General features: G+C 73.4%; 22 protein-coding genes. 6 read left to right on the top strand and 16 right to left on the bottom strand.

Going from position 1 to position 25,550, the window contains the following annotated elements; all coding sequences use genetic code 11:
- Positions 1-172 precede the first annotated feature (172 nt).
- Both B1205_RS18700 and B1205_RS18695 read left to right on the top strand, forming a co-directional pair.
- Entirely contained in the window at positions 173-1,714 is a 1,542-nt protein-coding gene (locus B1205_RS18700; protein ID WP_089156766.1) for a gluconokinase, read from the top strand.
- Positions 1,715-1,736: 22 nt separating this feature from the next.
- Entirely contained in the window at positions 1,737-3,254 is a 1,518-nt protein-coding gene (locus B1205_RS18695; RefSeq protein WP_089156765.1) for a GntT/GntP/DsdX family permease, read from the top strand.
- An 8-nt stretch (positions 3,255-3,262) separates the two neighbouring features.
- Here B1205_RS18695 and B1205_RS18690 read toward each other — a convergent pair whose 3' ends face one another.
- The 11 genes from B1205_RS18690 to B1205_RS18645 all read right to left on the bottom strand — a co-directional run bounded on the left by B1205_RS18690 (position 3,263) and on the right by B1205_RS18645 (position 15,651).
- Positions 3,263-4,021, bottom strand: coding sequence for a MerR family transcriptional regulator (locus B1205_RS18690; RefSeq protein ID WP_089156764.1), 759 nt, complete (start codon positions 4,019-4,021; stop codon positions 3,263-3,265).
- Positions 4,022-4,083: 62 nt separating this feature from the next.
- The gene (locus B1205_RS31790) at positions 4,084-4,329 is read right to left on the bottom strand and encodes an EAL domain-containing protein (RefSeq protein WP_254910072.1); all 246 of its coding nucleotides are present in this window, start codon (positions 4,327-4,329) and stop codon (positions 4,084-4,086) included.
- A 35-nt stretch (positions 4,330-4,364) separates the two neighbouring features.
- Positions 4,365-5,390, bottom strand: a complete 1,026-nt coding sequence (locus B1205_RS33445) for a putative bifunctional diguanylate cyclase/phosphodiesterase (protein WP_441338523.1) — start codon at positions 5,388-5,390, stop codon at positions 4,365-4,367.
- Positions 5,391-6,542: 1,152 nt separating this feature from the next.
- Positions 6,543-8,096, bottom strand: coding sequence for a glycosyl hydrolase (locus B1205_RS18680; RefSeq protein WP_089156763.1), 1,554 nt, complete (start codon positions 8,094-8,096; stop codon positions 6,543-6,545).
- Between the two features lie 97 nt (positions 8,097-8,193).
- Positions 8,194-9,666, bottom strand: coding sequence for a hypothetical protein (locus B1205_RS18675; protein WP_089157081.1), 1,473 nt, complete (start codon positions 9,664-9,666; stop codon positions 8,194-8,196).
- A 148-nt stretch (positions 9,667-9,814) separates the two neighbouring features.
- Entirely contained in the window at positions 9,815-10,885 is a 1,071-nt protein-coding gene (locus B1205_RS18670) for a hypothetical protein (protein WP_089156762.1), read from the bottom strand.
- 248 nt (positions 10,886-11,133) lie between these two features.
- Entirely contained in the window at positions 11,134-11,367 is a 234-nt protein-coding gene (locus tag B1205_RS18665) for a zinc-ribbon domain-containing protein (RefSeq protein ID WP_089156761.1), read from the bottom strand.
- An 86-nt stretch (positions 11,368-11,453) separates the two neighbouring features.
- A complete protein-coding gene (locus B1205_RS18660; RefSeq protein ID WP_089156760.1) occupies positions 11,454-12,281 on the bottom strand; it encodes an SRPBCC family protein in 828 nt (275 codons plus the stop codon).
- On the bottom strand, positions 12,274-12,834 hold the full coding sequence (locus B1205_RS18655; RefSeq protein WP_089156759.1) for a winged helix-turn-helix domain-containing protein: 561 nt from the start codon (positions 12,832-12,834) through the stop codon (positions 12,274-12,276). Before B1205_RS18655 ends, B1205_RS18660 begins: the two co-directional genes overlap by 8 nt.
- A 91-nt stretch (positions 12,835-12,925) precedes the next feature.
- Positions 12,926-14,269: a class I SAM-dependent methyltransferase gene (locus tag B1205_RS18650; protein WP_089156758.1), complete on the bottom strand. Its 1,344-nt coding sequence runs from the start codon at positions 14,267-14,269 to the stop codon at positions 12,926-12,928.
- Entirely contained in the window at positions 14,266-15,651 is a 1,386-nt protein-coding gene (locus tag B1205_RS18645) for an FAD-binding oxidoreductase (protein WP_089156757.1), read from the bottom strand. Before B1205_RS18645 ends, B1205_RS18650 begins: the two co-directional genes overlap by 4 nt.
- A gap of 82 nt (positions 15,652-15,733) precedes the next feature.
- Here B1205_RS18645 and B1205_RS18640 point away from each other — a divergent pair, with 82 nt between their 5' ends.
- Positions 15,734-16,018, top strand: coding sequence for a DUF427 domain-containing protein (locus B1205_RS18640; RefSeq protein WP_089156756.1), 285 nt, complete (start codon positions 15,734-15,736; stop codon positions 16,016-16,018).
- 57 nt (positions 16,019-16,075) lie between these two features.
- Positions 16,076-16,792, top strand: coding sequence for an RICIN domain-containing protein (locus tag B1205_RS18635; RefSeq protein WP_089156755.1), 717 nt, complete (start codon positions 16,076-16,078; stop codon positions 16,790-16,792).
- 4 nt (positions 16,793-16,796) lie between these two features.
- Here the strand turns inward: B1205_RS18635 and B1205_RS18630 are convergent, their stop codons facing one another.
- The gene (locus B1205_RS18630; RefSeq protein ID WP_089156754.1) at positions 16,797-18,095 is read right to left on the bottom strand and encodes an MFS transporter; all 1,299 of its coding nucleotides are present in this window, start codon (positions 18,093-18,095) and stop codon (positions 16,797-16,799) included.
- 70 nt (positions 18,096-18,165) lie between these two features.
- Here B1205_RS18630 and B1205_RS18625 point away from each other — a divergent pair, with 70 nt between their 5' ends.
- Complete coding sequence (locus B1205_RS18625; protein ID WP_176308672.1) at positions 18,166-19,161, top strand: GlxA family transcriptional regulator; 996 nt, start codon at positions 18,166-18,168, stop codon at positions 19,159-19,161.
- Here the strand turns inward: B1205_RS18625 and B1205_RS18620 are convergent.
- From B1205_RS18620 to B1205_RS18605, 4 genes are all read right to left on the bottom strand, one after another.
- Positions 19,135-19,611 (bottom strand): hypothetical protein, encoded by a 477-nt coding sequence (locus tag B1205_RS18620; protein WP_089157080.1) that lies wholly within the window; start codon positions 19,609-19,611, stop codon positions 19,135-19,137. The genes B1205_RS18625 and B1205_RS18620 overlap by 27 nt on opposite strands.
- 120 nt (positions 19,612-19,731) lie before the next feature.
- Positions 19,732-20,283, bottom strand: coding sequence for a hypothetical protein (locus B1205_RS18615; protein ID WP_089156752.1), 552 nt, complete (start codon positions 20,281-20,283; stop codon positions 19,732-19,734).
- 756 nt (positions 20,284-21,039) lie between these two features.
- Complete coding sequence (locus B1205_RS18610) at positions 21,040-22,992, bottom strand: vWA domain-containing protein (RefSeq protein WP_089156751.1); 1,953 nt, start codon at positions 22,990-22,992, stop codon at positions 21,040-21,042.
- Positions 22,993-22,994: 2 nt separating this feature from the next.
- The gene (locus B1205_RS18605; RefSeq protein ID WP_089156750.1) at positions 22,995-24,452 is read right to left on the bottom strand and encodes a magnesium chelatase; all 1,458 of its coding nucleotides are present in this window, start codon (positions 24,450-24,452) and stop codon (positions 22,995-22,997) included.
- An 85-nt stretch (positions 24,453-24,537) separates the two neighbouring features.
- Here B1205_RS18605 and mgrA point away from each other — a divergent pair, with 85 nt between their 5' ends.
- The gene (gene mgrA / locus B1205_RS18600; RefSeq protein WP_089156749.1) at positions 24,538-25,527 is read left to right on the top strand and encodes an L-glyceraldehyde 3-phosphate reductase; all 990 of its coding nucleotides are present in this window, start codon (positions 24,538-24,540) and stop codon (positions 25,525-25,527) included.
- The last annotated feature ends 23 nt before the right edge of the window (positions 25,528-25,550 follow it).

Genomic DNA, 25,550 nt, shown 5'->3' with positions numbered 1-25,550 from the left:
GTTCAGTTCAACGACGAGACATGGGTACGAAGACACGCGAAAGTCAACAATTGGTCCGATCGGCTGATTGACCGTCAGGATCGCTTCGCCATGCGGGCCGGTGAACTCGTCGGTAACGTCAGCCGCAGGACGGGGCGTACCGCGGTCCCCGGCGGCGAGTGGAGGTGCACCGGTGGGCGACGCGGCCGTGGTGGTGGGTGTGGACATCGGCACCACCAGCAGCAAGGCGGTCGCGTTCGACACCGACGGGCGTCAACTGGCCAGCCACTCGATCGGCTACCCGCTCGACGAGCCGCACCCCGGATGGGCCGAGCAGGACCCGGACCTCATCCACGAGGCGGTCGTCGGCGTGATCCGCGCGGTCGTCGACGAGCTGGACCGGCCGGTCGCCGGGCTGTCGTTCAGCACGGCCATGCACAGCCTGATCGGGCTCGACGCCGACGGCAACCCGCTCACCGGGTCGATCACCTGGGCCGACTCGCGGGCCAGCCGGCAGGCCGAGCGGCTGCGCGCCACGCCGTCCGGGCTGGCCCTGCACCGGCGCACCGGCACCCCGGTGCACCCGATGGCGCCGCTGCCCAAGCTGATCTGGTTCGCCGAGCAGGAACCGAAGCTGCACGAGCGGGTCGCGCACTGGGTCGGCATCAAGGACCTCGTACTGCGGCGGCTCGCCGAGGCGCTGGTCACCGACCACTCGGTCGCCTCGGCCACCGGGCTGATGGACATCCGCCGGCTGGCCTGGGACGCCGAGGCGCTGCGGATCGCCGGCATCACCGAGGAACAGCTCCCCCAGCTCGTGCCCACCACCCATGTGCTGCCCGGGCTGACCGCCGAGGCGGCCCGGGCCACCGGCCTGCCGGCGGGCACGCCGCTGGTGGTGGGCGCCGGGGACGGGCCGCTGGCGAACCTCGGGCTCGGCGCGGTCCGGCCGGGCGTGGTCGCCTGCTCGATCGGCACCAGCGGCGCGATGCGGGTGATGGTCGAGCGCCCCGGCGTGGACCCGCTCGGTGGTGTCTTCTGCTATGCGCTGACCGAGGACCGCTGGGTGGTCGGCGGTGCGATCAACAACGGCGGCATTGTGCTCCAGTGGGCCAACGACGCGCTGGCTCCGGAGCTGGGCGAGGGCGCCGAGGAGGAACTGCTCGACCTGGCCGCCCAGGCGCCGGTCGGCTCCGGCGGGCTGATCATGCTGCCGTACCTGCTCAGCGAGCGGGCTCCGCACTGGAGCGCGCTGCCCCGCGGCGCGTACGTCGGGCTGACCCACGGCCACGGCCGACCCCACCTGGTGCGGGCCGCGCTGGAGGGCGTCTGCCAGCAGCTCGCGCTGGTCCTCGCGTCCGTCCGGGCGGCCGGCAACGAGGTACGCGAGGTCCGCGCCAGCGGCGGTTTCGCCCGCAGCCCGCTGTGGCGGCAGATCCTCGCCGACGCGCTCGGCATGCCGGTGCGTTTCCCCGCCGGGCACGAGGGGTCCGGCTTCGGGGCCGCCCTGCTCGGCATGCAGGCACTCGGCCTGATCCCCTCGATCGAGGTGGCGGCCGACCTGGTCCGAATCGAGGAGACGGTCCAGCCGGACCCGGCCGCCGCCGCCACGTACGCGACGTTGCTCCCGCTCTTCTCCGAGCTGTACGACGCGCTCGTGCCCACGTTCGCGTCGCTGCGGCGGCTGGCCCCGAGCCTGCCGCCGGAACCACCGCCCACCGCTCCTCCCCGATGACCGAACAGAGGTCGTGACAGCCATGGTCACACTGCTCGCCGCACCGGCGGAACCACTCACGAACGCCGGCAGCACCCAACTCGTCGTCGCCGCCCTGCTGGGCATCGCCGCGGTGGTGCTGCTCATCGCCTGGGGCAAGGTGCACCCGTTCCTGGCGCTGATCCTCGGCGCGGCGGTGCTCGGCGTGGTCGCCGGCGTCCCCGCCGACAAGATCGTCACCTCGTTCAGCGGCGGCGTCGGCTCCACCGTCGGCGGCGTCGGCCTGCTGATCGCGCTCGGCGCGATGATCGGCGGCATGCTGGCCGAGTCGGGCGGGGCGGACAGCATCGTGGAACGGGTCGTCGGTCGGGTCTCCGGCGGCGCGCTGCCCTGGGCGATGGCCGGCGTCGCCGCGCTGATCGGCCTGCCGCTGTTCTTCGAGGTCGGCGTGGTGCTGCTGGTGCCGATCGTGCTGCTGGTGTCCCTGCGGGTCGACGTGCCGCTGATGAAGATCGGCATCCCGGCGCTGGCCGGCCTGTCGGTGCTGCACGGCCTGGTGCCGCCGCACCCGGGCCCGCTGGTCGCGATCGACGCGCTCGGCGCGAACCTCGGCCAGACGCTCGCCTTCGGGCTGCTGGTGGCGATCCCCACGGTGATCATCGCCGGCCCGGTCTTCGGCAACCTGATCGCCCGGTACGTGCCGGCCACCGCGCCGGAGGCGCTGCTGCCCACCCGGCGCGACGCCGCGGTCGCCGGTGACCGCAGCCCCACCCGCCCCGGTGACGGCCGGGCCGACGCCGACGGCGACCTGGTCACCGAGGACGACCTGCTCAACCCGGGCGCCGGGCGGCCGGGCGCGTCGATCGAGGAGCCGACCGGCCGGCGTTCCCGCCGGGCACCGGCGCTCTGGGCCGCCGTGGTCACCGTGCTGCTGCCGGTGGCGCTGATGCTGCTGCGGGCCATCGGCGAGCTGACCCTCGACGAGGGCACCGCCGGCCGCAAGGCGCTGGACATCGTCGGCACCCCGATCGTCGCGCTGCTCGCCGGCGTCATCTTCGCCATGGTCTTCCTGGGCTACCGGACCGGCTTCAGCCGTACCCAGGTCTCCGGTTTCCTGGGCGGGTCGCTGCCGGCCATCGCCGGCATCCTGCTGATCGTCGCCGCCGGCGGCGGCTTCAAGCAGGTGCTGGTCGACGCCGGCGTGGGCAACCTGGTCGCGGACGCCGCGGAGGGCGCCAACCTGTCGCCGCTGCTGCTCGGCTGGCTGGTCGCGGTCGGCATCCGGGTGGCCACCGGCTCGGCCACCGTCGCCACCATCACCGCCGCCGGCATCGTCGCGCCGCTGGCCAATACGCTCGCCGGCCCCGAGGTGGCGCTGCTGGCGCTGGCCATCGGCTGCGGGTCGCTGTTCTTCTCGCACGTCAACGATGCCGGCTTCTGGCTGGTGAAGGAGTATTTCGGGCTGACCGTGGGGCAGACCATCAAGAGCTGGTCGGTGATGGAGACCATCATCTCGGTGGTCGGCTTCCTCGGTGTCCTCCTGCTCGACGTCTTCGTCTAGCCGGCGGGTCAGGCCCGGGTGATCGCGTTGGCGTGGATCGCCACGTTCAGGTAGGCGGCCATCCCGGGCCTGATCGTGTCGTAGTAGGCGGTGAACCGCGGGTCGGCCACGTACATGTCGGCCAGCCCGGTGTGCATCTCGTACGGGCAGTCGTACCACCAGTGGTTGATGAGCTGGCGGTGCTCCTCGGCCAGCGCCATCGCCTCCGGCCCCTCGGCCGGCGCGCCCGAGTCCATCAGCGCGGCGAACCGCCGCCCCCAGTCCTCGTTCTGCGCCTTGTTGCGCAGCCAGTCCTCCTTCGAGTAGCGGCCGGTCCGCTCCTGCGACTGCCGGTACGCCTCCGTCTCACCCCAACGCCGCTCGACCTCCTCGGCGTGCTCGTCCGGGTCGTAGTCCCCGAACACCTCGAACCGCTCCTCCGGCGTCAACTGGATCCCCAACTTCCTCGCCTCCATCGCGTGCTCGATCGCGGTGACCATCTCCTGGAGCTTGCCGATCCGCCCGGACAGCAGCTCGTGCTGCCGGCGCAGGTGCGCCGGCGGGTCGGCGTCCGGGTCGTCCAGGATCTGGGCGATCTCGTCCAGCGGGAACCCCAGCTCGCGGTAGTACCGGACGAGCTGCAAGCGGTCCAGGTCGGCGTCGTCGTAGCGGCGGTAGCCCGCCGGGGTCCGCCCGCTCGGGCGCAGCAGCCCGATCTCGTCGTAGTGGTGCAGCGTGCGAACCGTCACCCGGGCCGCCCGCGCCACCTGACCCACCGTGTACGCCATGGTCCCCTCCCTTCCGCGACCAAGGCTCCCGCCTCACGCGGCGTGAGGGTCAAGTCCTCCGGTCAGCGGACGACGCCGGTCGGCGCCAGCGTGGAGAGCAGGGCGGGCAACGCGGCCGGGCGGCCGTACCGCCAGCCCTGACCCTGCCGGCAACCGATCGCGGTGACCGCCGCGTGCTGGGCGCCGGTCTCCACCCCCTCGGCCACCACCGCCAGGTCGAACGCGCCGGCCAGCCGGTTGACCATTTCCACCGTCGCGTACGCGCGGGCGTCGCCGGCGTCGAGCCGGGACACGAAGGAACGGTCGATCTTCAGCTCGGTGGCCGGGATCCGGTGCAGGTAGCTCAGCGANGGGCGAGACGGTCCAGCACCGCCTCGCTCCCCTCGATCAATGCCGACTCGGTCAGTTCGAGCGTGAGCGCCCGGGGCGGCAACCCGGCCGCGCCCATCGCGCCGGTGACGGTGGCGATCAGGTCCGGCCGGCAGAGGTGCGCGGCGGCGATGTTGACCGCGACGGTCACCTCCGGCGCGTGCTCGCGCCAGGTCGCCGCCGCCCGGCACGCCTCGTGGATCACCCAGCGGTCGATGGCCAGGATCAGCCCGGTCTCCTCGGCCAGCGGCAGGAACTTCGCCGGGGTGAGCACCCCGAGCCGGGGATGCCGCCAGCGCACCAGCGCCTCGGCGCTGCGTACCGTGCCGGTGGCCAGGTCGACGATGGGCTGGAACTCCATCAGGAGCTGGCCCTCGTCCACCGCGCGGCGCAGGTCGGCGATCAGCTCGGCCCGGCTGACCGCCGACTCGCGCAGCTCCGGCGTGCACGTCCGGTACGCGGACTTGCCGGCCGCCTTCGCCGCGTACATGGCGATGTCGGCGTCGCGGAGCAAATCGGTGTGGGAGGTGTGCTGCGGGCCGTACTCGGCGATGCCGATGCTGGCGGACGGGTGGACGCCGAGGTCCTCCTCGCCGGGCAGCGGTTCCAGCGCGGCGAGCAACCGGCGGGCGAGCCGCTCCGGCGGCACCGGGCGGTCACCGGCGACCAGCACGGCGAACTCGTCCCCGCCGAGCCGCGCGATCATCCCGTCCGGGCCGATCGCGTCCCGCATGCGCTCCGCGGTCGTGGTGAGCAGGCGGTCACCGGCGGCGTGCCCGAACCGGTCGTTGACCTGCTTGAACCCGTCCAGGTCGAGCAGCACCACGGCGACCGGGCCACCCGCGCGCAGCGCGCGGCGCAGCCGCCGGATGAAGGTCAGCCGGTTGGGCAGGCCGGTGAGCTGGTCGGAGTACGCGAGCCGGCGCAACCGGGCGACCAGCCGCAGGTTCTCGTTGGCGGCCAGCCCTTGGCGCAGCGCGAGCACCCCGAGCAGCGTCATCATGCCGATGAAGACCAGGTGCGGGGTCTGCCCGGTGGGCCGCCGGGACAGCGTCACGGCGACGATGGCCCCACCCACCGGCAGGTACGGCAGCGCGACCCGCCACCACGGCGGCAGCGGCGACTCACCGGCGTCCTCCTCCCCGTCCCCGCCGGCCGGCGGCGGGTAACGGGTGGCCAGGCCGACCAGCAGGTAGCTCAGCGGCCAGCAGACGTCCACCGGGTGCCCCGGGACGTAGTCGCCGTGCGCGACCAGGGACACGTAGACCGCGTCGGCGCCGGCCCGGATCGCCAGGCCGGCGCCGATCACGGTGAGCGCCCGCCACATCTGTCGGCCCGGCCCGGCGACCGCCACCAGGATGGTGAGCTGCATCAGGTCGAACATCGGGTAGAGCAGCCCGAACGTGCGCAGCGGATCGGACAGGTCGGCGTCGGCGAGGTCGCGGAAGACCACCACCCAGCCGACCGGGATGAGCGCCAACGCGACGATCACGCCGTCGAGCAGCGTGCGGGCCTGCCCGACCATGCTGCGCGGGCCGGCCCGGGAGCAGAGCAACGCGGCGGTGCCGGTGACGATGCCGGCGGTGAAGAGACCACCGACCAGCGGGGTGTGTGGCAGCTCGATGCCGCCGAGCCGCTCGGCCGTCCACACCGCACGACCCAGCGCGGCGAGGACCATGGTGGCCGCGAGCAGCCCCCAGAACCGGCGCAGGCCGGCGGGGTGACGCCGGGCCGCGCCGACGCAGAGCACCGCCGCCCAGCTCGACGCCGCCATCGCGCCGAGATCGCTCACCAGGGCCGCGCCCGGCAGGGCGGCGACCAGCCAGACCGTCTCCCCGAGTACGACGACGGCGGCCGCGACGAGTCCGACACGGCCGGCGAGCGGGTGACGTGCCGACGCCGCGGCGGCGGGGCTCACGTCGTGCTGGGGTACAACGATGCGCTCCGGCTCTCTTCCAGACGTGCACCCTCGACGACGAGGACCGGACGGCGGACTACGAACGGCGCAAGCCTAGCCAGCGCCGGGGGCCGCCGCCAGAGTCGTTACCTGTCAGTCACCAGACCTCGACGAGACGCCGGTGGAAGCTCCGCCGGCGTGGCCGGAAGCGACGGTATCCGGCCCGGCACAACGGCCGGGCCGGACCAGGTGTCGTCACTGGACGGTGACATCGTCCACATAGATCGCGGAGGTGCCGCTCGCGCCGCTGCCCGGCACGAACTGCACACCGATCTCGCGCACGTCGCCGAGGTTGGCCACCCCGGACAGGTTCAGCGAGAGGTTCGCCCCGGACGGGGTGACGGCGACGCTACCGCCGTCGAACCACTGCCAGCCGGCGCCGGTCTTGACGTACAGCTTGGCCTGGCTGCCCGTGCCGAGGCTCCCCCACGGCGCGACCCGGGCGGTGGCCCGCAGCGTGCCCCGACCGCTCAGGCTGGTGGTGGCGGTCTTCTTCAGGTACGCGGCCCCGGCGCCCAGGTTGACGTCGGACTTCAACGAGCGGGTGCCCTGCGACGCCCACTCGGTGACCTGCCAGGGCCCGCCGGTGACGCCTACGCCGGTCCAGCCCTCGGTGCCGGACTCGAACCCGTTGAGCAGCGTGCCGCCGGACGGGGGCGGGGTGGTGGTGCCGCCGCCCGGCTCGGTCACGTTGCCGAGGTCGACCTCGCCCCGGTTGGCGATCCAGGAGTTGTTGAACAGCGTGCTGCCGCCGGCGTTGCGCGCCGGGCCCCAGCCGTCGTTCCAGGCCAGGAAGTAGGACGTCTTCGGGTAGTTCTGCTGGAACGCGGTGACCCAACGGCCGTAGTCGAACGAGCCCTGGCTGTCCGGCCCGATCTCGGCGAACGCGAACGGCTTGCCCAGCCCGACCAGCTCGGAGTACGCGGACTGGATGCCGGAGACCTGCGGGTTGTCGTCGTAGGCGTCCATCCCCACGATGTCCACGTAGGAGCCGCCCGGGTAGTAGGCGGTGCGGTTGCCCCGGCTGAAGTCGGCGGAGTAGACCCAGAGCAGGTTGTCCAGACCCTTGGTGTTGGTGAAGTAGGTGTACGTCTGCTGCCAGACCTGCTTGAACGTGTTCGGGTCGCGGTTGCCCCACCAGAACCAGTCGCCGTTGACCTCGTGGAACGGCCGGAACAGCACCGGCACGCCGGCGTTCTCCAGGTCTTGCAGGCCGGCGGCCATCTTGTCCTGGAGCTGACGCCAGCGGGCACCGGCGGCGGTGGACGGGTTGAGCAGGTCGGCGAAGTTGCCCATCGGCGTGTTCAGCCCGCCCCCGTTGGCGTTGGCCGGGCTGGGCAGGTGCACGCTGATGGTGACCAGGCCGCCGCTGGCCGACCAGGACTTCAGCGACGAGTTGCAGGAGTAGTCGACGAGCGCGGTGATGGTGTTGTTGGTCGCCCAGCCGGAGCCGTAGTCGCAGCTCAGGATCGCCGGGTACTGGCCGGTGGCGGAGCGCAGCTCCTCGGTCTGGCTGAGCGAGAAGCCGCTGTTGCTGTAGCCGCCGAAGAAACCGGAGGCGATCCGGTTGCTGCTCCGGTTGGGCAGGTGGGCCAGCCAGTTGAGCACGGCGCGGCTGGCGGTGGACGCGTTGGCGTTGGCCGGGGCGACGGTGTGCGCCTCGGCCGGGGTGACGACGGAGAGCGCGGTGGCGGCGGCCAGGACGGTGGCGGCGGCGGTCGACGCGAGGCGGAACCTGCTGCTTCGCATGGGTCACCTTCTCGGTTCGGGAGGTCGGTGGGGTGTGGCTGCCACCAGTGCACTACTGAACCGGTTAAGTTTCAAGCATGTAAATAAAATGATGCCGTTACTCTTCGTGGTGCTCCGGCGGGCCGCCGTGCGTCCACGGTGTCTCCTCCGGCGCCGGGAACGCGCCACCCGGCAGGAACGCGTCCGACAGGCTGGTCAGACAGATCCGCTCCCCCACCTCCGGGACGCTGCCGGCCGGCGCGGACAGCCCACGCCCCATCCCGCCGGACAACTCCAGCACCACCTCGGTCTTCCCGTCCCCGCCCGGGGTCACGAACACCACCTTCGCCTTCTGCCCCGGCCGGGCCGGCGACCACAACGTCGCGCCCACCGGCATCGGCACCGGCTCGGCGGTCACCACCTGGATCCGTGGACGCAGCACCGGCCGCTTGCCGGAGTCGTCCACCCGCGCCGGGTCGGCCAGGGTCACCTCGCCGACGAACGCCTCCCCGGCCAGCCGGTGCTCGGCCATCACCAGCGGATCGTCGTACGCCCGCTGCACCGCCCACCCGGTCAGCGCCCGCTCCAACCGCTGCAACCGCAACGCCGCCGCCACCGCGCCGTCCCGACGCGGCTGCGGCCCGCCACCGGCGTCGACGTGCTCGGCGTGCGCGGTGAACGCGTCCCGGTCACCGGCCCACCGGCCGGCCACCCGCGCGCCGGGCGGCAGCCCCCGCAGCAGCCCGACACCGCGCCACATCAGCTCCCAGGTGGGCGCGAGCTGCTCGCGCAGCAGGCCGGCAAGCTCGTCGTACGCGGACGTGCGGGCAGCCGGGTCGTCCCCGGCGGCGGCGTACGCCTCGACGGCCGGGGCCAGCCGGTGGTTGTCGAACTCCGGATCGGTGGCCGGCCCGGCCGGCGGGCAGAGCGCCGGGTCCTCGGCCCGCGCCGCCGCCTCCGCGCCGGTGCGCCCCGGCGGCGGATCGATCCAGCCCAGCACCGCCGGCAGGTGCAGATCCTCCACCGCGCTCTGCCCGGTCGCCCAGTGCAGCGTCAACGCCTCGGTCAGCGGCAGCAGAGCCGCCGAGCCGGGCTGCTCGGCGCGTTCGGCGAAGAACGTCAGCCACCGGCCGAGCAGCGGCACCGACGGATGCACCGGATAGTCACCGTCGACGCGACGGAACCGGGTGGACCGACCGAACAGCCGCAGGAACGTCACCCCGGCCGGGTTCGGCACCAGCAGTTGCGGCGCGTCGACGCAGCGGTACCGGACGTCGCGGCCCCGGTCCACCGCCACCGCCTCGGTCACCTGACGAAACGAGTCCAGGTAGGGCAGGAGGACGCCGGCCAACTCGGCGGCGAACGCGAACCGCTGGTCCCGGTTGCGCGGCTGCGGCACCACCAGCAGCCGCGCCTCGTCCGGCGCGGACCCGACCAGGGCGGCCAGCGGAGCGTTCGCCTCACCGGCCAGCGTCAGCGGCACCAGCACCAGCGGCCGGTCCGACAGGTGCAGGTGCCGGACCACGGCCACCGGCTGCGCCCGCCCGGCGGCGACCGCCTGCGCCCTGGCCAGCGCACGCAACGTGCTCACCGACGCCCTCCCGACCGACGTCCAGACCATGCCCCCCGGGCCAACACACGCGGGGCGCTCACCGACGCACTCCCAGCCGGCGTCGGGGGCGGGCCGGCGGACGCGGGGCGGTCACCCGGCGTCGCCCGGTGCGGGCGTCGGGGCGTACTCATGCGGGGTTTCCGGTGAGGGCCTCGGCGCGCAGGCGCGCGGCGGCCCGGAGCACCGCGGCGGCCTCCGCCTGCTCCGGCTCGGGGGCGCGGGTGCCCTCGGCGAGCGCCAGCACGTCCGCCACCTCGACCACGCCGCCGAGCGCCTCGCGCACCGGCCGGCCCAGCGCACCGGTGTGGCCGCGCGCCTCGTGCCGGCAGAAGTAGGCCAGCTCGCAGGCGGCCAGGCAGTCCGGCGCGTAGCGGGCCGGCACCTCGCGCAGCGCGGCGGCCAACCTCGCCGGGTCGGCCGTCGGGTCGGCGGTGAAACCGGCCGGCACGGCGGCCAGCAGCTCGTCGACCCGGGCCATCCGGGCGAGCTGGCGGCGCAGCACGAGCAACTGCTTGCGGACGTCGAGCAGGCTGGCCATCGGCCGGTTGCCGAAGTCCCGCGGACAGATCAGCACCACCTCGTGCGAGACCAGCTCCGGGTCCCGCCCCTCGGCGGCGAGCAGCTCACGCAGCGCCAGCACGTAGACCGCGGACTGGATCGCGGCGGCGGCCACCTTGGCCGGGTCGGCCTGCCCGTCGATCACCGGGAACGACTTGATCTCCACGACGTGGAACCGGCCGGCCAGCCGGGCCGCCACCAGGTCGGGTTCCAGGTACACCCGTTGGCCGGCCACGTCCAGGCCGAGCAGCGGATGGTCGAAGAGCGCCGGGCCGTCGCCACCGGCGGTCAACGCCACCCGGGACCGCGCCGACCGGTCGTCGTCGCCGCCGAGATCCGTCCAGGTCGCGTCGGGCGGCACCGGTACGCCGAGCCGCTCCGCCACCAGCCGCAGCAGCTCCGCCCCGCCGTCCGCCTTGACCTGCGCCTCGAACGCGTTGCCCCGGGTGATGGCGAACCGGGACTGCCCGAAGCGGGCCGGGAAGCCCAGCCGCTGCGCCAGCGCCGGCTTGTCCGCCCCGGCGCTGTCCAGCACCGCGCGCCGGGTGCACCCGGGGTTCCCGGTCAGCGCGGCGATGGTACGCGCGTTGTGCCGCCGCGCCGGCCCACCACCCCTGATGTCCCTCAGCCGATCCTCCACCCGACGAAGTGTAAGGAAGGGGCCCCGGTTAACGCCTCCGGTAGAGGAAGGGGCCCCTGTTAACAACCGTCAGCGGCCGGCGGAGCGGTTCCACGGGGAGCGGGGGGACGACGCGCCCGCCGTCGGCCGGCGGCGGCGACGGTGTCGGCGGCCCGGCGTGCACGGCGGGCGGGCGGCGGTGTGCAGCGGCACGGCGGGCGGGGTGACCGGCGGGCGTCCGATCAGCCAGCAGAGGAAACGGGTCACGGTCAGCCGACCGGGAGGCGCTCGGCCTCGGCGCGCGACACGTCGTACTGGGCGCCGCAGAACGTGCACTGCTGCGCGTACCGGGTGCGGATCGGGATCAGCGGGATGAAGAAGAGGCTGAACTTGGTGACCCGCCGGGTGATCACCTGTGCGGCCTGGTTGCCGCAGTGGTGGCAGACCCGGGTGACGACGCCGGACCGGTCGACCTTGGTCCGCAGCCCGAAGATGAAGAACATCGCCTGCCATTACCCACCCGTGGCAGGTGTTAAGCGGGGCCCCCTGCTATACCGGAGGCGTTAACCGGGGGCCCCTCCTTACACCGTCAGAGCCAGATGGGCTGCCAGGCGGGGACCTCGTGGAAGCGGCGCAGCTCGGCGAAGCCGGCCACGGCGCCGGTCCAGGCCCCGTACGGCGGGTTGCCCTCGTCGAAGCCGGACTGCACGAACGTCAACTTCGTCCGGCCGTCGGACTCGGCCAGCTCCCACGTGCTGACGCCGGTGGGTCCCCAGTCGACGGAGATGGCCCGGCCGGGCGTGACGTCCAGCACCTTGGCCGCGTAGCCGGTTTCGAAGCCACCCATCGCGTAGCGGCCACCCGCCCAGGGCTCGATGCCGACGGGGTAGCCGAACCAGGCGCTGGTCCGCTCCGAGTCGATCAGCGAGGTCCACACCTCGTCCATCGGCGCGTCGATCAGCAGCTCACCGCGCAGGTCGGCGCTGGTGAAGTCGGTGCGTGGCAGCAGTGGCCGCCCCTCCAGGTGGGCGTTGAGGTTGGCGACCGACAGCGCCCAGAACGTCTGGAGCACACCCCGGATGCTGCTGCCGGTCATCGCCTCCTCGAACGAGAAGTGGCTCTGCCGCAGCGTCAGGATCGTGGCGTCGCCGTCGGGCGCCAACTCGATCTCGGTGGTGGTTTCCACGCCGTCGAGCGTCCAGGCGAACCGCAGCGACTTGTCGTCGGCGTGCAGCAGCCGCTGCTGTGGCGTGTCGCCCTCGGGCGTGTAACGGCCCCAGAACTCGTAGCGCGTGGGCAGGTCGACCTCGGCGTGCTCGGCCAGCCACACGCGCAGCTCGGCCGGGTCGGTCAGCGCCCGGTGCACGGTCGCCACCGGGGCGGCCAGGCGGGCGCGGACGGTCATCGGGTCACTCATGGTTGTCGCCCTTCGGGTAGCAGGCCACGGCGAGCTTGAAGGCGTCTCCCTCGGCGCCGCCGTAGCGGGTGAACAGGTCCTGCAGCGTGGACTGCAGGTCGCGCAGGAACTCCTGCCGCCGCTCGGCGGGCACCCGGATCTCGCCGGAGACGCCGATCGAGGGCAGCTCTCCGGCGGTGCGGTCCAGCCCGGCGATGTCGGCCTGGACCTCCTCCATCAGGTCGAGCAGGTAGCCGAGGCTCAGCTCGTCGCGCACCCGGCGTGCCCCGCCGATCCGGCCGACCAGCCGGGGGGAGAGCCAGTAGGACCGGGCGACGGCCTGGTAGATGCCCTCGGTGATGCCGCGCACCCGCCGTTGCGCGACCTGCTCGGCCAGACCGGCGGCGACGAGCTGCTTGACGTGGTAGTAGACGCGCTGGGGCGTCTGCTCCAGCCGGGCGGCGACCTCGGTGCAGGTGCGGGGCTCGGCGAGCTGCCGCAGCACCTCGATGCGCTGCGGCTTGAGCAGGATTTCGGCCTGCTCGCGCTCTTCCAGGTACAGGACGTCTCTCATGGCAAAAACAAGTTTGAACGTACAAAACTTCTTTGTCAATAGCGACGGGAAGAGGCCGCGCGGGTGCGCGCGGCCTCTTTCTGAGTACGGGTCAGGGCGTCCAGTCGGGACGCAACGGGTAGCCGTTCACCCCCTGCGGGCCGTTGTGCGTGGCGAGCACCTGGTGCAGCTGGATGCCGTTGCGCTCGAACGCCATCCGGGAGCCGGCCATGTAGAGGCCCCACACCCGCGCGGTGCCCGGGCCGACCTCGCCGACGCAGAAGTCCCAGTGCTCGACCAGGTTGCGGCACCACCCGGCCAGCGTCAGCGCGTAGTGCTGGCGCAGGTTCTCCTCGTGGTGCACCTCGAACCCGGCATCGTGGATCTCGCTGATCAGCCGGCCCGGACCGGCCAGCTCACCGTCCGGGAAGACGTACCGGTCGATGAACGCGCCGGAGCGGTGCGGAGCCCGGTTGTCGGCGCGGGTGATGCAGTGGTTGAGCAGCCGCCCACCCGGCTTGAGCCGGGACCGCAACGCGCCGAAGTAGGCCGGGTAGTTGCGCACCCCGATGTGCTCGGTCAGGCCGATGGACGAGATCGCGTCGAACTGCTCGCGCGGCGCGTCCCGGTAGTCGAGGTGCCGCACCTCGGCCAGGTCACCCAGCCCTTCCCGCTCGATCGCCGCCTGCGCCCACTGCGCCTGCTCGCGGGACAGCGTCACGCCGAGCGCCTTGACGCCGTACTCCCGGGCCGCGTGCCGGACCATGCCGCCCCAGCCGCAGCCGACGTCCAGCAGCCGCATCCCCGGCTTGAGCGCGAGCTTGCCGGCGACCAGGTCGTACTTGGACCGCTGCGCCTCCTCCAGGGTGTCGTCGGGGCTGCGGAAGACCGCACAGGTGTACGTCATGGAGGGGCCGAGCACCTTCTCGTAGAAGGCGTTCGACACGTCGTAGTGGTGGGAGATCGCGCTGCTGTCCCGCACCCGGGAGTGGCGCAGCCCGGTCATCACCCGCTTCCACCGCGGCGCCGCCTCCTGCGGCGGGGGCGGCGGGGGCCGCAGCCGCTCCCAGCCCAACCCCTTGGCCAGGGCCAGCGCGTCGGCCACCGGCGGCATCCGCAGCGGCAGGTCGTCCTTGAGCACCCGCAACGCCTCGTACGGGTCGCCGGGGTGCACGCCCTCCAGCCCCAGGTCGCCGCTGACGTAGGCGCGCGCCATGCCCAGGTCGCCGGGCGCGGTGAGCAGGTAGGACAGGCCCCGCTCGGTGCGGATGGTCAGGGTGATCCCCGCGTCGGCCGGGCCCACCGCGCTGCCGTCGTACCCGATGATGCGCAGCGGCAGGTCGCCGGTGGTGACCGCGCGGATCACGTCCGCGACGGTCGGCGTGGGATGCCGGCCGCCCGCGGGCGGCCCGGCCGGGGCGCTCGCCGCCCCCGGTGTCCGGTCGGTCAGACTCATGCTCGGGTTACCGCCTTCTCGTACAGTCCGGTGAGTCGGTGGTCCGGGTCGTAGCGTTCCTTCACGGCGCGCCAGGTCTCCCCGCCGTAGAGCCGGTCGAACGCGGCCCGGTCGTAGTACGCGTCGGAGTAGAGCGACTTGTGGCCACCCGACTCCGACACCATGCGCTCGATCTGGCGGTTGACGTCACCGTCGGCGGCACCGGCCGCGATCGGCACGCTCCCCCAGAAGCCGATGTTCACATAGGTCTCGCCCGGCCGGAGCGGATAGAGCGGCCAGGCCCGGGCCGACCCCGGGCCGGACGGCTCGCGCAACCGCAGCGGGCAGAGCCAGACCGGCGTCATCCCGACGTGGCCGGCGAACCAGCGCAGGAAGTCGGCCGTGCGGTCCAGCGGGATCTCCACGTCCTGCACCACCCGTTCCCGCGCCGGCCGGCCCCGCCACCGGTCGACCCGCGCGGCCACCTGGTGCCGGTGCTCCAACCGCACGATGCGGTGGTACACGTCGCTGCGCCGGTGCCGCCTCGGCCAGAGCCGGCGGAGGACCGGGTGCTGCACCCCGAACGCCGCCGAGCACCAGAACCAGTCGGTGTCCCACCGCCAGAGGTAGTCGTGGGCGGTCAGCACGTCGCGGGTGCGGCGGCGCAGCGAGCGGTAGTAGATCTCCTGGCCGGTGTAGTCGGAGGGGCGGCCCTCGGCCTCGTCGGTGAACGTGCCGAGCACCAGATAGGCCTCGCCGGGGCTGAACATCACCCCGTCCATGGCGTCGACCGGCTCACCGGCCCAGGCGCCCTTGTCGACCACCTCGCCGACGGCGTCGACCAGCTCCTCCAGCCGGGTGAACCGGATGTTGCGCAGCGCCACGCGCCGCCCGACCGGTTGCAGCTCGATGCGCAGCCGGGTGGCGTAGCCGAGGCTGCCCAGCGAGTTGGGGAACGCCCGGTGCAGGTCGGCGTGCTCGCCCTGCGGCCGGACCGTGACGACCTGCCCCGCCCCGGTGAGGACGTCCATCTCGGTGACCGACTCGTGCGGCAGGCCGTTGCGGAACGAGGTGGACTCGATGCCCAGGCCGGTCACCGCGCCGCCCAGCGTGATCGTGCGCAGCTGCGGCACCACGAGCGGCATCAGCCCGTGCGGCAGCGTCGCGGCGACCAGGTCCTCGTAGGTGCACATGCCCTGCACGTCGGCGGTGCGGGCGGCCGGGTCGACGCCGAGCACCCCGGTCAGCCCGCGCACGTCCAGGCCGGGGGTGCGCGGCGCGGACCGGGGCCGGAAGAGGTTCGAGGTCTGCTTGGCCAACCGCACCGGCTCGCCGGCGGGCACCTCGGCGTAGGAGCGCCGCAGCGCCTCCACCGCCCGTTCATGATCACGGACAGCTCGCATGAGATCACTTTACGCCCGGGTACGACAACTCGGGGGGACGTCCACGGTGGTCGGCGGGCCGACACCGGCATAGCGTGGGGGCATGCCGAAAGCCGTCTGGAACGATCTGGTCGTCGCCGAGAGCGACGACACCGTGCTGGTGGAGGGGAACCACTACTTCCCCCGTACGGCCCTGCGCGACGACCTCATCCGCGAGTCGGACACCCACACGGTCTGCTCCTGGAAGGGCACCGCCTCCTACTACACCCTCGAACACGGCGGGGCCACCAGCCCGGACGCGGTCTGGTACTACCCGGATCCGAAGCCGGAGGCCGAGATGGTGCGCGACCGGGTGGCGTTCTGGAAGGACGTCCGCGTCGTCGACTGAATCACCGTATCGCCGGGGTGACTGGCCCTCACGGCCCCGGTCAGTCAGGATGCCCCCATGGCCGACCCGCACACCGACCCGTCCGGCACCGTCTACGGCGGTCGCCGCCCGCGCGGCGTCCGGCTGCCGCAGGACCCGTTGATGCGGATCGCGCTGGGCGTCGCCACGGCCGGCGTACTCCTGGGGGCCTTCTTCGCCACCGGCGTGCTCGGCGGTGGCGGCGGCGACCGGCCGGTGGTGCCCGCGGCGGCCGTGCCGACCCCGACGGAGGCCGAGCCCACGCCGGCCCCGCCGACGACGGAGGCCGCGCCGAGCCCGACGCCGTCGAGCGCCGCCCCGGCCACGCCGGACGCGCCGGTGGCCACCCCCCGGGTGATCCGGGGCGTGCCGTCCGGGCGCTGCCTCGGCGTGACCGGCGACGACCCGGAGGGCGCGCAGGCCGCGCTCGCCGACTGCACCGGCGGGCCGGAGCAGCAGTGGGTGGTGACGCCGGTCGCCGCCGACACCTATCTGCTGGTCAACGCCGCCAGTGGCAAGTGCCTCGACGTCAACGAGGCGGCCACCGACGACGGCGCCGACGTGCAGCAGTGGTCCTGCAACGGGCAGGGCAACCAGCAGTGGAAGCTCAACCCGACCGGTGCCGGCCCGGTGCTGCTGGTCGCCGTGCACAGCGGCAAGTGCGCGCAGGTCGACGACGCGGGCACCGAGGCCGGGCGGGAGCTCGAACAGGCGCCGTGCAGCGGCGCCGCCGAGCAGCAGTGGGCGGTCGGTTGACCGGTCAGCCCCGATAGCTCCAGGCCCGCCGGCCGGTCGCCACCGGCAGGGCGAACGCGGGCGATTCGGCCGCGGGCCGGCGCAGCAGGAGGGAGAGCCCGGCCGCGCCGACCGACAGCGCGCCGGCCACATACCAGGCCACCGCGTAGTCGCCGAGCCGGTCGCGGACCAGACCGGCGCCGGTGGCGGCGAGCGCGGCGCCGAACTGGTGCGCGGCGAACACCCAGCCGAAGACCACCGCGCCGGACGCGCCGAACCACTCCCGGCACAGCGCCACCGTCGGCGGCACGGTGGCCACCCAGTCCAGCCCGTAGAAGACGATGAAAACCAGCATGCTCGGCTCGGCCGTACCGGCGAACAGGCTCGGCAGCACCAGCAGCGACCCGCCGCGCAGCGCGTAGTAGGCGCCGAGCAGCAGCCGGCTGTCCACCCGGTCGGTGAGCCAGCCGGAGAGCACCGAGCCGACGATGTCGAGAAGCCCGACCACGGCGAGCAGGCCGGCGGCGGTGGTCTCCGGCATGCCGTGGTCGTGCGCGGCCGGCACGAAGTGCGTGCCGACCAGCCCGTTGGTGGTCGCGCCGCAGATCGCGAAGCCGCCGGCGAGCAACCAGAACGGCCGGGTCCGGGCGGCGGCGGTGAGCGCGCCGACCGCACGCGCCGCCGCGCCACCCGCCGGCTGCGGCGGCGCGACGACCTCCGTCGCGCCGTAGGCCGGCCGACCGAGATCCGCCGGGTGCTCGCGCAGCAGCCACACCACCAGGGGTACGACGGCCAGCGCGGCCCCGGCGACGACGAGTGCCGCCGTGCGCCAGCCGTGATCGCGCACCAGCACCGCGAGCAGCGGGAGGAAGACGAGCTGACCGGCCGCCCCGCCGGCGGTGAGCACGCCGGTGACCAGGCCCCGCCGGCGGACGAACCAGCGGCCGGTCACCGTCGCCACGAACGCCAGCGCCATCGAGCCGGTGCCCAACCCGACCAGCACGCCCCAGCAGAGGATGAGCTGCCAGCTCGCCGTCATGCCCACGGTCAGGCCGCTGCCGGCCGCCACCAGCAGCAGCGCGACGGCCACCACCCGGCGGATGCCGAACCGGTCCATCAGGGCCGCGGCGAACGGCGCGGTGACGCCGTAGAGCAGCAGGTTGACCGAGACGGCGGCGGAGATGGTGGCGAGCGGCCAGCCGAACTCGGCGTGCAGCGGGTGCAGCAGCACGCCGGGGGTGGCGCGGAAGCCGGCGGCGCCGACCAGGGCGACGAAGGCGACGGCGGCGACGAGCCAGGCCGGGTGCAGTCGGGTGCGGTTCACGCACCGAGTCTCGGACGGCAGGACCCACGCGACGAGTGGCCGGAAAGCCAACGTGCGCAATAATCGGGCCATGCCCGCATCGCCGCACCGCGTCGCCGTACTCGCCCTGGACGGCGTGGTCGCCCTCGACCTGGGCACCCCGGCCCAGGTCTTCGGCGCCGCCCGCACCGACGACCAGACCCCGCTGTACGCGGTCGCGACCTGCACCCCGGGCGGGCGGCCGGTCCGCAGCACCGCCGGCTTCCAGGTGCTCCCCGAGCACGGGCTCGACCTGCTGGCGGCCGCCGACACGGTGATCGTCCCCGGCGTCCAGGAGGGTCCGCCGCTCACCGACGGCACGGTGGCCGGCGAGGTGGTCGCCGCGCTGCGCGCCGCCCACCACCGGGGCGCGCGGATCATGTCGATCTGCACCGGCGCCTTCGTGCTCGCCGCCGCCGGCCTGCTCGACGACCGTCCGGCCACCACCCACTGGGCGTACGCCGCGCGTTTCCGCCGCCTGCACCCCGCCGTACGGCTCGACCCCGAGGTGCTCTTCGTCGACGACGGCCCGGTGCTCACCTCGGCCGGGGTGGCCGCCGGCGTCGACCTCTGCCTGCATGTGGTCCGCACCGACCACGGCAGCGCGGTGGCCAACCGGGCGGCCCGGCGCTGCGTGGTGCCGCCGTGGCGGGAGGGCGGCCAGGCCCAGTACATCGAACGGCCGGTGCCCTCGGTCACGGCGGCCGGCACCGCGGCCACCCGCGACTGGGCCCGGCAGCGGTTGCACGAGCCGGTCGCGCTGCGCGAGCTGGCCGCCCACGCCCGGATGAGCGTCCGCACGTTCACCCGGCACTTCCGCTCGGAGACCGGGCTGAGCCCGGCGCAGTGGCTGCTTCAGCAGCGCACCGAGCACGCCCGGGTGCTGCTGGAAACCACCGACCTGAGCGTCGACCGGGTCGCCCGGGACGCCGGCTTCGGCACCACCGCCGCCCTGCGCCAGCACTTCCACACCCGGGTCGGGGTGTCGCCGACGGCCTACCGCCGCACCTTCCGCGCGCCGTCAGGCGAGGTGGGGCTGACGGCGTAGCGCACGAAGCTGGGTCAGGTGCAGCGGCAGGTGCACCCGGAGGTGCAGGTCCAGGGCCCGTCCCCACGGCAGTGAGTCGTCCACGTCGAGGTCGAAGCCCTCCCGCAGCACCGTCTCCACCGGCGTCTCCGCCGCCGGGCCGAGCCGCTCGGCGAGCGAACACAGCTTCAGGCTGGTGGCCCGGAGCAGGGCAGCCAGCCCGTCCAGCCCGCCACACTCGGACACCAACGCGTCGAGTTGCGGGCGGTGCACCGTGTCCAGGTCGTAGTACGCGAACGGCGACCCGGCCAGCACCGCCTCGGTCGCCTCGCTCATCAACTCGTCGTTGGCGGCGAGGTGCGCGACGATCTGCTCGGCGCTCAGCTCGCCCACCGGCGGCGGCCCGAAACCGCCCGCGTCCACCTCCGCGAGCAGCTCGTCGTACGCCCGTCGCAACGCGGCGGCGTCCACCTCGTCCATGCCCGCATCCAACCCTTGCCGCCACCGTCCGCACCACGGCTACCCGGTGCGGTTCACCCGGACGAGCGAAGGCCGGCACCCCGATGTTCCGGGGTGCCGGCCTTCTTCTTCTTAGCTGTTCCAGTGCTGGTTGACGAGGTCGGTGGCCTGCTTCTCCCACTGCGCGTACGCGTCGGGGTAGGCGGAGACCTGGACGGTCTGGGCGGCCTTGGTCAGGGGCATGTCCTGCCAGCCGTCGACCTGCTTCAGGCCCTTCAGAAAGGCGAGGGTGGAGTATTCGGGGTCGGTGATCTGCTCGACCGTGCCCCACCCGCTCGACGGGCGCTGCTGGAACAGGCCCAGCGAGTCGTGGTCGTTGCGGTCGCCGAGGTGGCCCAGGTTCTCCAGCTTCGACTCCTGCAAGCTCGTCGCGATCGAGATGACCGCCGCCCGCTCGGGCAGGCCGGCCTTCTTCGTCGCCGCGATGATCGCCTTCACGTTGCCGGTCTGCTCGTCGTTGAGGGTGATGGTCGACTGCGCGCCCTCGGCCTGCACGGCCACCGACTTACCGGCCGTGGCGTGGGCGGGGGTGTCGGCGTGGGCGGCGATCGGACCGGCGAACACACCACCGGTGAACGCCAGACCAGCGATACCCAGAACGCTCTTGCGCAGGATCGTGTTCATGAGGGGCTCCATTCGGGGTCGACACACCCCCAGGGGACAGGGGATGTGCACAGCACCGTCAGGCGCTCAAGAAGGTCTTCGGGGGATTCGGCTGCACCGCGGGGCGGGGCCTCTACGCGGGCGCCGGGAGACTGTGCAACGACCGGTAGCCCACCATCATTCCCGGGGGCGGGTCGGCGGCGCGGGGGATGCCTGCGTGAGCCTTCCTCGGTCGTTCACCGGGCTACAACGCCCCGCACCGGGCGACGATTCCGCCGCCAGGGTGCCACCCACCACCGCCGAACCGGACATCCCACCCACCCGACACATCGAGTGCACCACCACAGGACGCGCTCTGGGCACAGGAGACACCCATCGCGTTCCAGTCACGCCGGGCCCGGGCCGTGGGTGGAACGCCATGGCTGTCTCAGCGCGCCGGAGACGCCCATAGCGTTCCGGCCACGCCCCACGCACCCCGGTGGCGGAACGCCATGGGTGTGTCAGGGCAACGCACACGGCAATAGCGTTCCACCGCGCTCCGCCCTGCCCCGGGGTGCACGGCCGCTGGACCAACTCCCGTGCCGCCACTTCCATGATCACCCGAACGATGGTGGTGGACGACTCGGTGCTGGCGTCAAAGATCAACAACGCCGCCCTTTTCGTCGATCTTGGAGTTGGGGCACCTCGCAGAAGGTGCATTCGGCGCAAACCCTGGCACCACAAGTCCAAGATCGACGAGAACGGCGGGACGGGGACGGGGCGGGACGGGGGCGGGGGTCAGCGGCGGCCGTGGCGGGCGCGGAGGTAGTCGGAGACCACGTACTCGCCGAGGTCGTCCAGGTCGGGCGTGAACACCCGGCCCCTCGACCGGCGGGCCACCGCGTCCATGAACCGCCGCAGCCCCGGGTCGTCGCCGAGCATGAACAGGTTGAGCGTGGCGCCGTACCGGGCCAGCTTGTCCACCTCACGGACGGTGGCCTCGACGGTCTCCGGCAGCGGCGGCCAGTGGAAGTACGCCTCGCCGTCCTCCGGGTCCAGGTGCGCGGTGGGTTCGCCGTCGGTGACCACGAGCACGACCGGCTCGGCCCCGGGGTGCCGGCGCAGGTGCCGCCCGGCCAGCCGCAGCGCGTGCTGGAGGTTCGTGCCCTGCTGCATGTCCGGCTCCGCGGCGGCCAACTCCTGCTGGGTCAGCGGCATCGCCTCCCGCCCGAACCCGACGATCTGCAACGCGTCCTGCGGGAACCGGGTGGCCATCAGGTGCGACAGGGCCAACGCGGTCTGCTTCATCGGCCCCCAGCGCCCCTGCGAGATCATCGAGTACGACAGGTCGACGCAGAGCACCACCGCCGCGGACGCCCGCCGCTCGGTCTCCATCACCTCGAAGTCCTCGACCGCGAGCTGCACGGGCACGCCGGTGCCGCCCCGGCGTACCGCCCGGGTGAGCGTGCGCACCACGTCCAGCGGCTGTTCGTCGCCGTACTCCCAGGGTCTGGAGGCGCCGCTCACCTCGCCGGCCGCGCCGGCCGAGCGCAGGTCGTGCTGGCCGCGCGGGCCGGCGGTCAGGTCGGCGAAGACACGGCGCAGCGCGGTGCCGGCGAGCCGGCGCAGCGCCTTCGGGCTGAGCGTCAGCCCGTCCGCGTCCCGGGTCACCCAGCCCTGGCGGCGCAGCTCCCGTTCCAGCTCGCGCAGCCGGCGTACGTCGTCGGCGGCTTCCCGGCCCAGCGTCCGGGCCACCGCGTCGACGTCGACGTCGTCCAGGGTCGCGCCGGCCTGGTCCTGGTCGAGGGAGTCCAGCAGCTCGTCGAGTTCGGCGATCTCGTCGAGCGCGCCGGTGGCCTCGCCGTAGCCGAGCGGCTGATCACCGCGGACCCGCTCGCCGCGCTGCCAGTTCAGGTCGGGGCGCAGCGACCGCAGGTGCTCGTCGAGCTGGGACAGCTCACCGGTGAGCCGGTCGCCGAGCGACTGGCGCATCAGCCCGGCCAGTTCCTCGCGCTGCCGGTCGGAGAGCGACCGCATCAGCCGCTCCCCCGCCGCCGCCCGGCGGGCCAGCACGTCGACAAGCTCGTCGACGTCGCGGGGGCGCTCCGGGAAGAACTCGCCGTGGCGGCGCATGAACTCGGCGAACGCGTCGGTGGTGTCCTCCGCGCGGGCGTGCCGGGCGAGCAGGTCGTTGAGGTCCCGCATCATCTCGGCGAGCTGCCGCTGCGCCCGCGGGTCGGCGGCGGCCCGCGCCGCGTCGCGCAGCCCGGCGAAGCGCTGCTCCAACACCTCACCGCGCAGCCCGTCGAGGATCCGCTGGTAGGTCTGCCGCGCCTCGGCGCTGGCCCACTCGTACCCTTCCAACTCGGACACCGCGCGGGCGGTGGAGCGGGGCAGGTTGTCCAGCACGGCCTCGGCGAACCGGGCGTCGTCGCCGTCACGGCCGCGCAGCTCGTCGCGTTCCGCGGCGAGCGCCTGGTCGAGCAGCGCCCGCGCCCGGGTCACCGCGCCGTCCAGGTCGCCGCGGCGCAGCGCCTCCCGGCGCATCCGCCGGGCCCGCGCGGCCAGGTCGTCCAGGCCACCGCGCCCCTGCGGACCACGCCGCAGCAGGTCGCGCAGCGACTCGCGCAGGCTGCCGCCGGCCAGCACCTCCGCGCCGACCGCGTCCACCGCGGCACGTACGTCGTACGGCGGGGCGAGCGGGTCGGGGCCGCCGCGCCACTGCCCGTACCGGAACCGGTTGCCGGCCACGGTCAGCCCCGGCCGCCGTAGACGGTGCGCCCGGTCTCGGTGACGTCCTTGCCGAGCCGGCGGGTCAGGTGCAGCCCTTCGAGGACGAACTCGATGCCGGCGGCGGCCTCCTCCGGGTTGGGTGCGTCGCCGAGGCCGAGCCGGTCGAGCACCTTGGCCAGCCCCGGCACGGTGCCGACCTGGCGCAGCAGCTCCGCCGAGGAGACCAGCTCCCCGGTCTCGACCACCTCGTCCTCGGCGACCAGCGCGGTGAAGCCGGACAGGTCCAGCCCGGCCAGCCGGGCCCGGAACGTGTCGGCGGTGGCGGTCCGCAGCAGGTGCCCGAGCACCTCGGTCTCGCGCCCCTCCTCGCCGCTTTCGAACTCCACCTTGCCGCGCAGCGTCGAGGTGACCGAGACGGCGTCGCCGACCCGCGCGACGGGCGCCTCGACCCGATCGGTGGTGGAGCCGGCGGCGAGCAGGCCGGAGCGGCGCAGCGCGGCGGCGGCGACCGTCTCCGCGGCGGCGATGGCGAACCGGGCGGAGACACCGGAACGCGGGTCCACCGACGGCGACTCGCGCACCGCACGGGCGAACCGGGCGAGCACCTCCAGGACGTGCTCCGGAACGGAGGCGACCAGGTCGGCCTCCTGTCGGATCAGCGCCAGCTCCAGCTCCAGGTCGAGCGGGTAGTGGGTGCGGATCTCGGCGCCGAAGCGGTCCTTGAGCGGCGTGATGATCCGGCCCCGGTTGGTGTAGTCCTCCGGGTTGGCGCTCGCCACCAGCAGCAGGTCCAGCGGCAGCCGGAGCTGGTAGCCGCGGACCTGGATGTCGCGTTCCTCCAGCACGTTGAGCAGCGCCACCTGGATCCGTTCGGCCAGGTCGGGCAGTTCGTTGACGGCGAACACGCCCCGGTTGGTGCGCGGCACCAGCCCGAAGTGGATGGTCTCCGGGTCGCCGAGCGTGCGCCCCTGGGCGAGCCGCACCGGGTCGACGTCGCCGATCAGGTCGCCGACGCTGGTGTCCGGCGTGGCGAGCTTCTCGCCGTACCGCATCGAGCGGTGCAGCCAGCCGACCGGCAGGTCGTCGCCGGCGGCCTCGACCCGCTCGCGGGAGGCCGGGGTGAGCGGATGCATCGGATGCTCGTTGAGCACCGAGCCGGGGATCACCGGGGTCCACTCGTCGAGCAGCCCGCCGAGCGCGCGGATCAGCCGGGTCTTGCCCTGGCCCCGCTCGCCGAGCAGCACCATGTCGTGGCCGGCGAGCAACGCCCGCTCGACCTCGGGCAGCACCGTGTCCTCGTAGCCGACGATGCCGGGGAAGCGCTCCTGGCCGATGCGCATCCGGGCGAGGAGGTTGTCGCGGATCTCCTGCTTGACCGTGCGGTAGTGGTGGCCGGACGCGCGCAACGCGCCAAGCGTGGCGGGCAACTCGGCGGGCGGGACCGGGGAAACCTGTGTGTGAGCGCTCACCCGCCCCACGCTAGCTCAGATTTCCCGTACCGCCCGGTGGTCCACCGGCGGCCACCGACGCGCGCCCGTGCCCTGGTCACGGCAGAATGATCGGGTGACCTACCTCGCCAGCGACGACCGTTACGACTCGATGCGCTACCGCCGCAGTGGCCGCAGTGGGCTGAAGCTGCCGGTGATCTCCCTCGGCCTGTGGCACAACTTCGGTCCCGACCGGCCCGTCGAGCGGCAACGCGACATCGTCCGCCGCGCCTTCGACCTCGGCATCACCCACTTCGACCTGGCGAACAACTACGGTCCGCCGCCGGGCGCGGCGGAGGAGGTCTTCGGCCGGCTGCTCGCCACCGACCTGAAGCCGTACCGGGACGAGCTGGTGGTCTCCAGCAAGGCCGGCTACCTGATGTGGCCCGGCCCGTACGGCGAGTGGGGCTCCCGGAAGTACCTGATCTCATCGCTGGACCAGTCGCTGCGCCGCCTCGGCCTCGACTACGTCGACATCTTCTACTCGCACCGGTTCGACCCGGACACTCCGCTGGAGGAGACGATGGGCGCACTCGACGCCATCGTCCGCTCCGGCCGCGCGCTCTACGTCGGCATCTCCAACTACGACTCCGAGCAGACGCTCCGGGCCGCCGAGATCCTCCGCGACCTGGGCACGCCGCTGCTGATCAACCAGCCGTCGTACTCGATGCTCAACCGCTGGACCGAGGCCGACGGCCTGCTCGACACGCTGGAGCAGGTCGGTGCCGGGTGCATCGCCTTCAGCCCGCTGGCCCAGGGCCTGCTCACCGACCGCTACCTGGACGGCATCCCGGCCGACTCGCGCGTGCGCACCAGCGGCTTCCTCAACGAGAGCGACCTGGACGAGGCGAAGATGGCGACGATCCGCGCGCTCGCCGGGGTGGCCGAGCGGCGGGGTCAGAGCCTGGCCCAGCTCGCGCTCGCCTGGGCGCTGCGGGATCCGCGGATGACCAGCCTGATCATCGGCGCGAGCAGCGTCGAGCAGTTGGAGGGCAACGTCGCCGCGGTCGACGGTCTCGATCTGGCCGGCGACGACCTGGCCGAGATCGAGCGCCTGCTCGGCTGAGCCTCACCAGATCCGGCGGCGTC

This window comes from Micromonospora sp. NBS 11-29 (genome assembly GCF_002140155.1).
Classification (GTDB): Bacteria; Actinomycetota; Actinomycetes; order Mycobacteriales; family Micromonosporaceae; genus Micromonospora.
The sequence above is the reverse complement of the archived record's forward strand: the minus strand, read 5'-3'. Positions and strand labels throughout refer to the sequence as shown.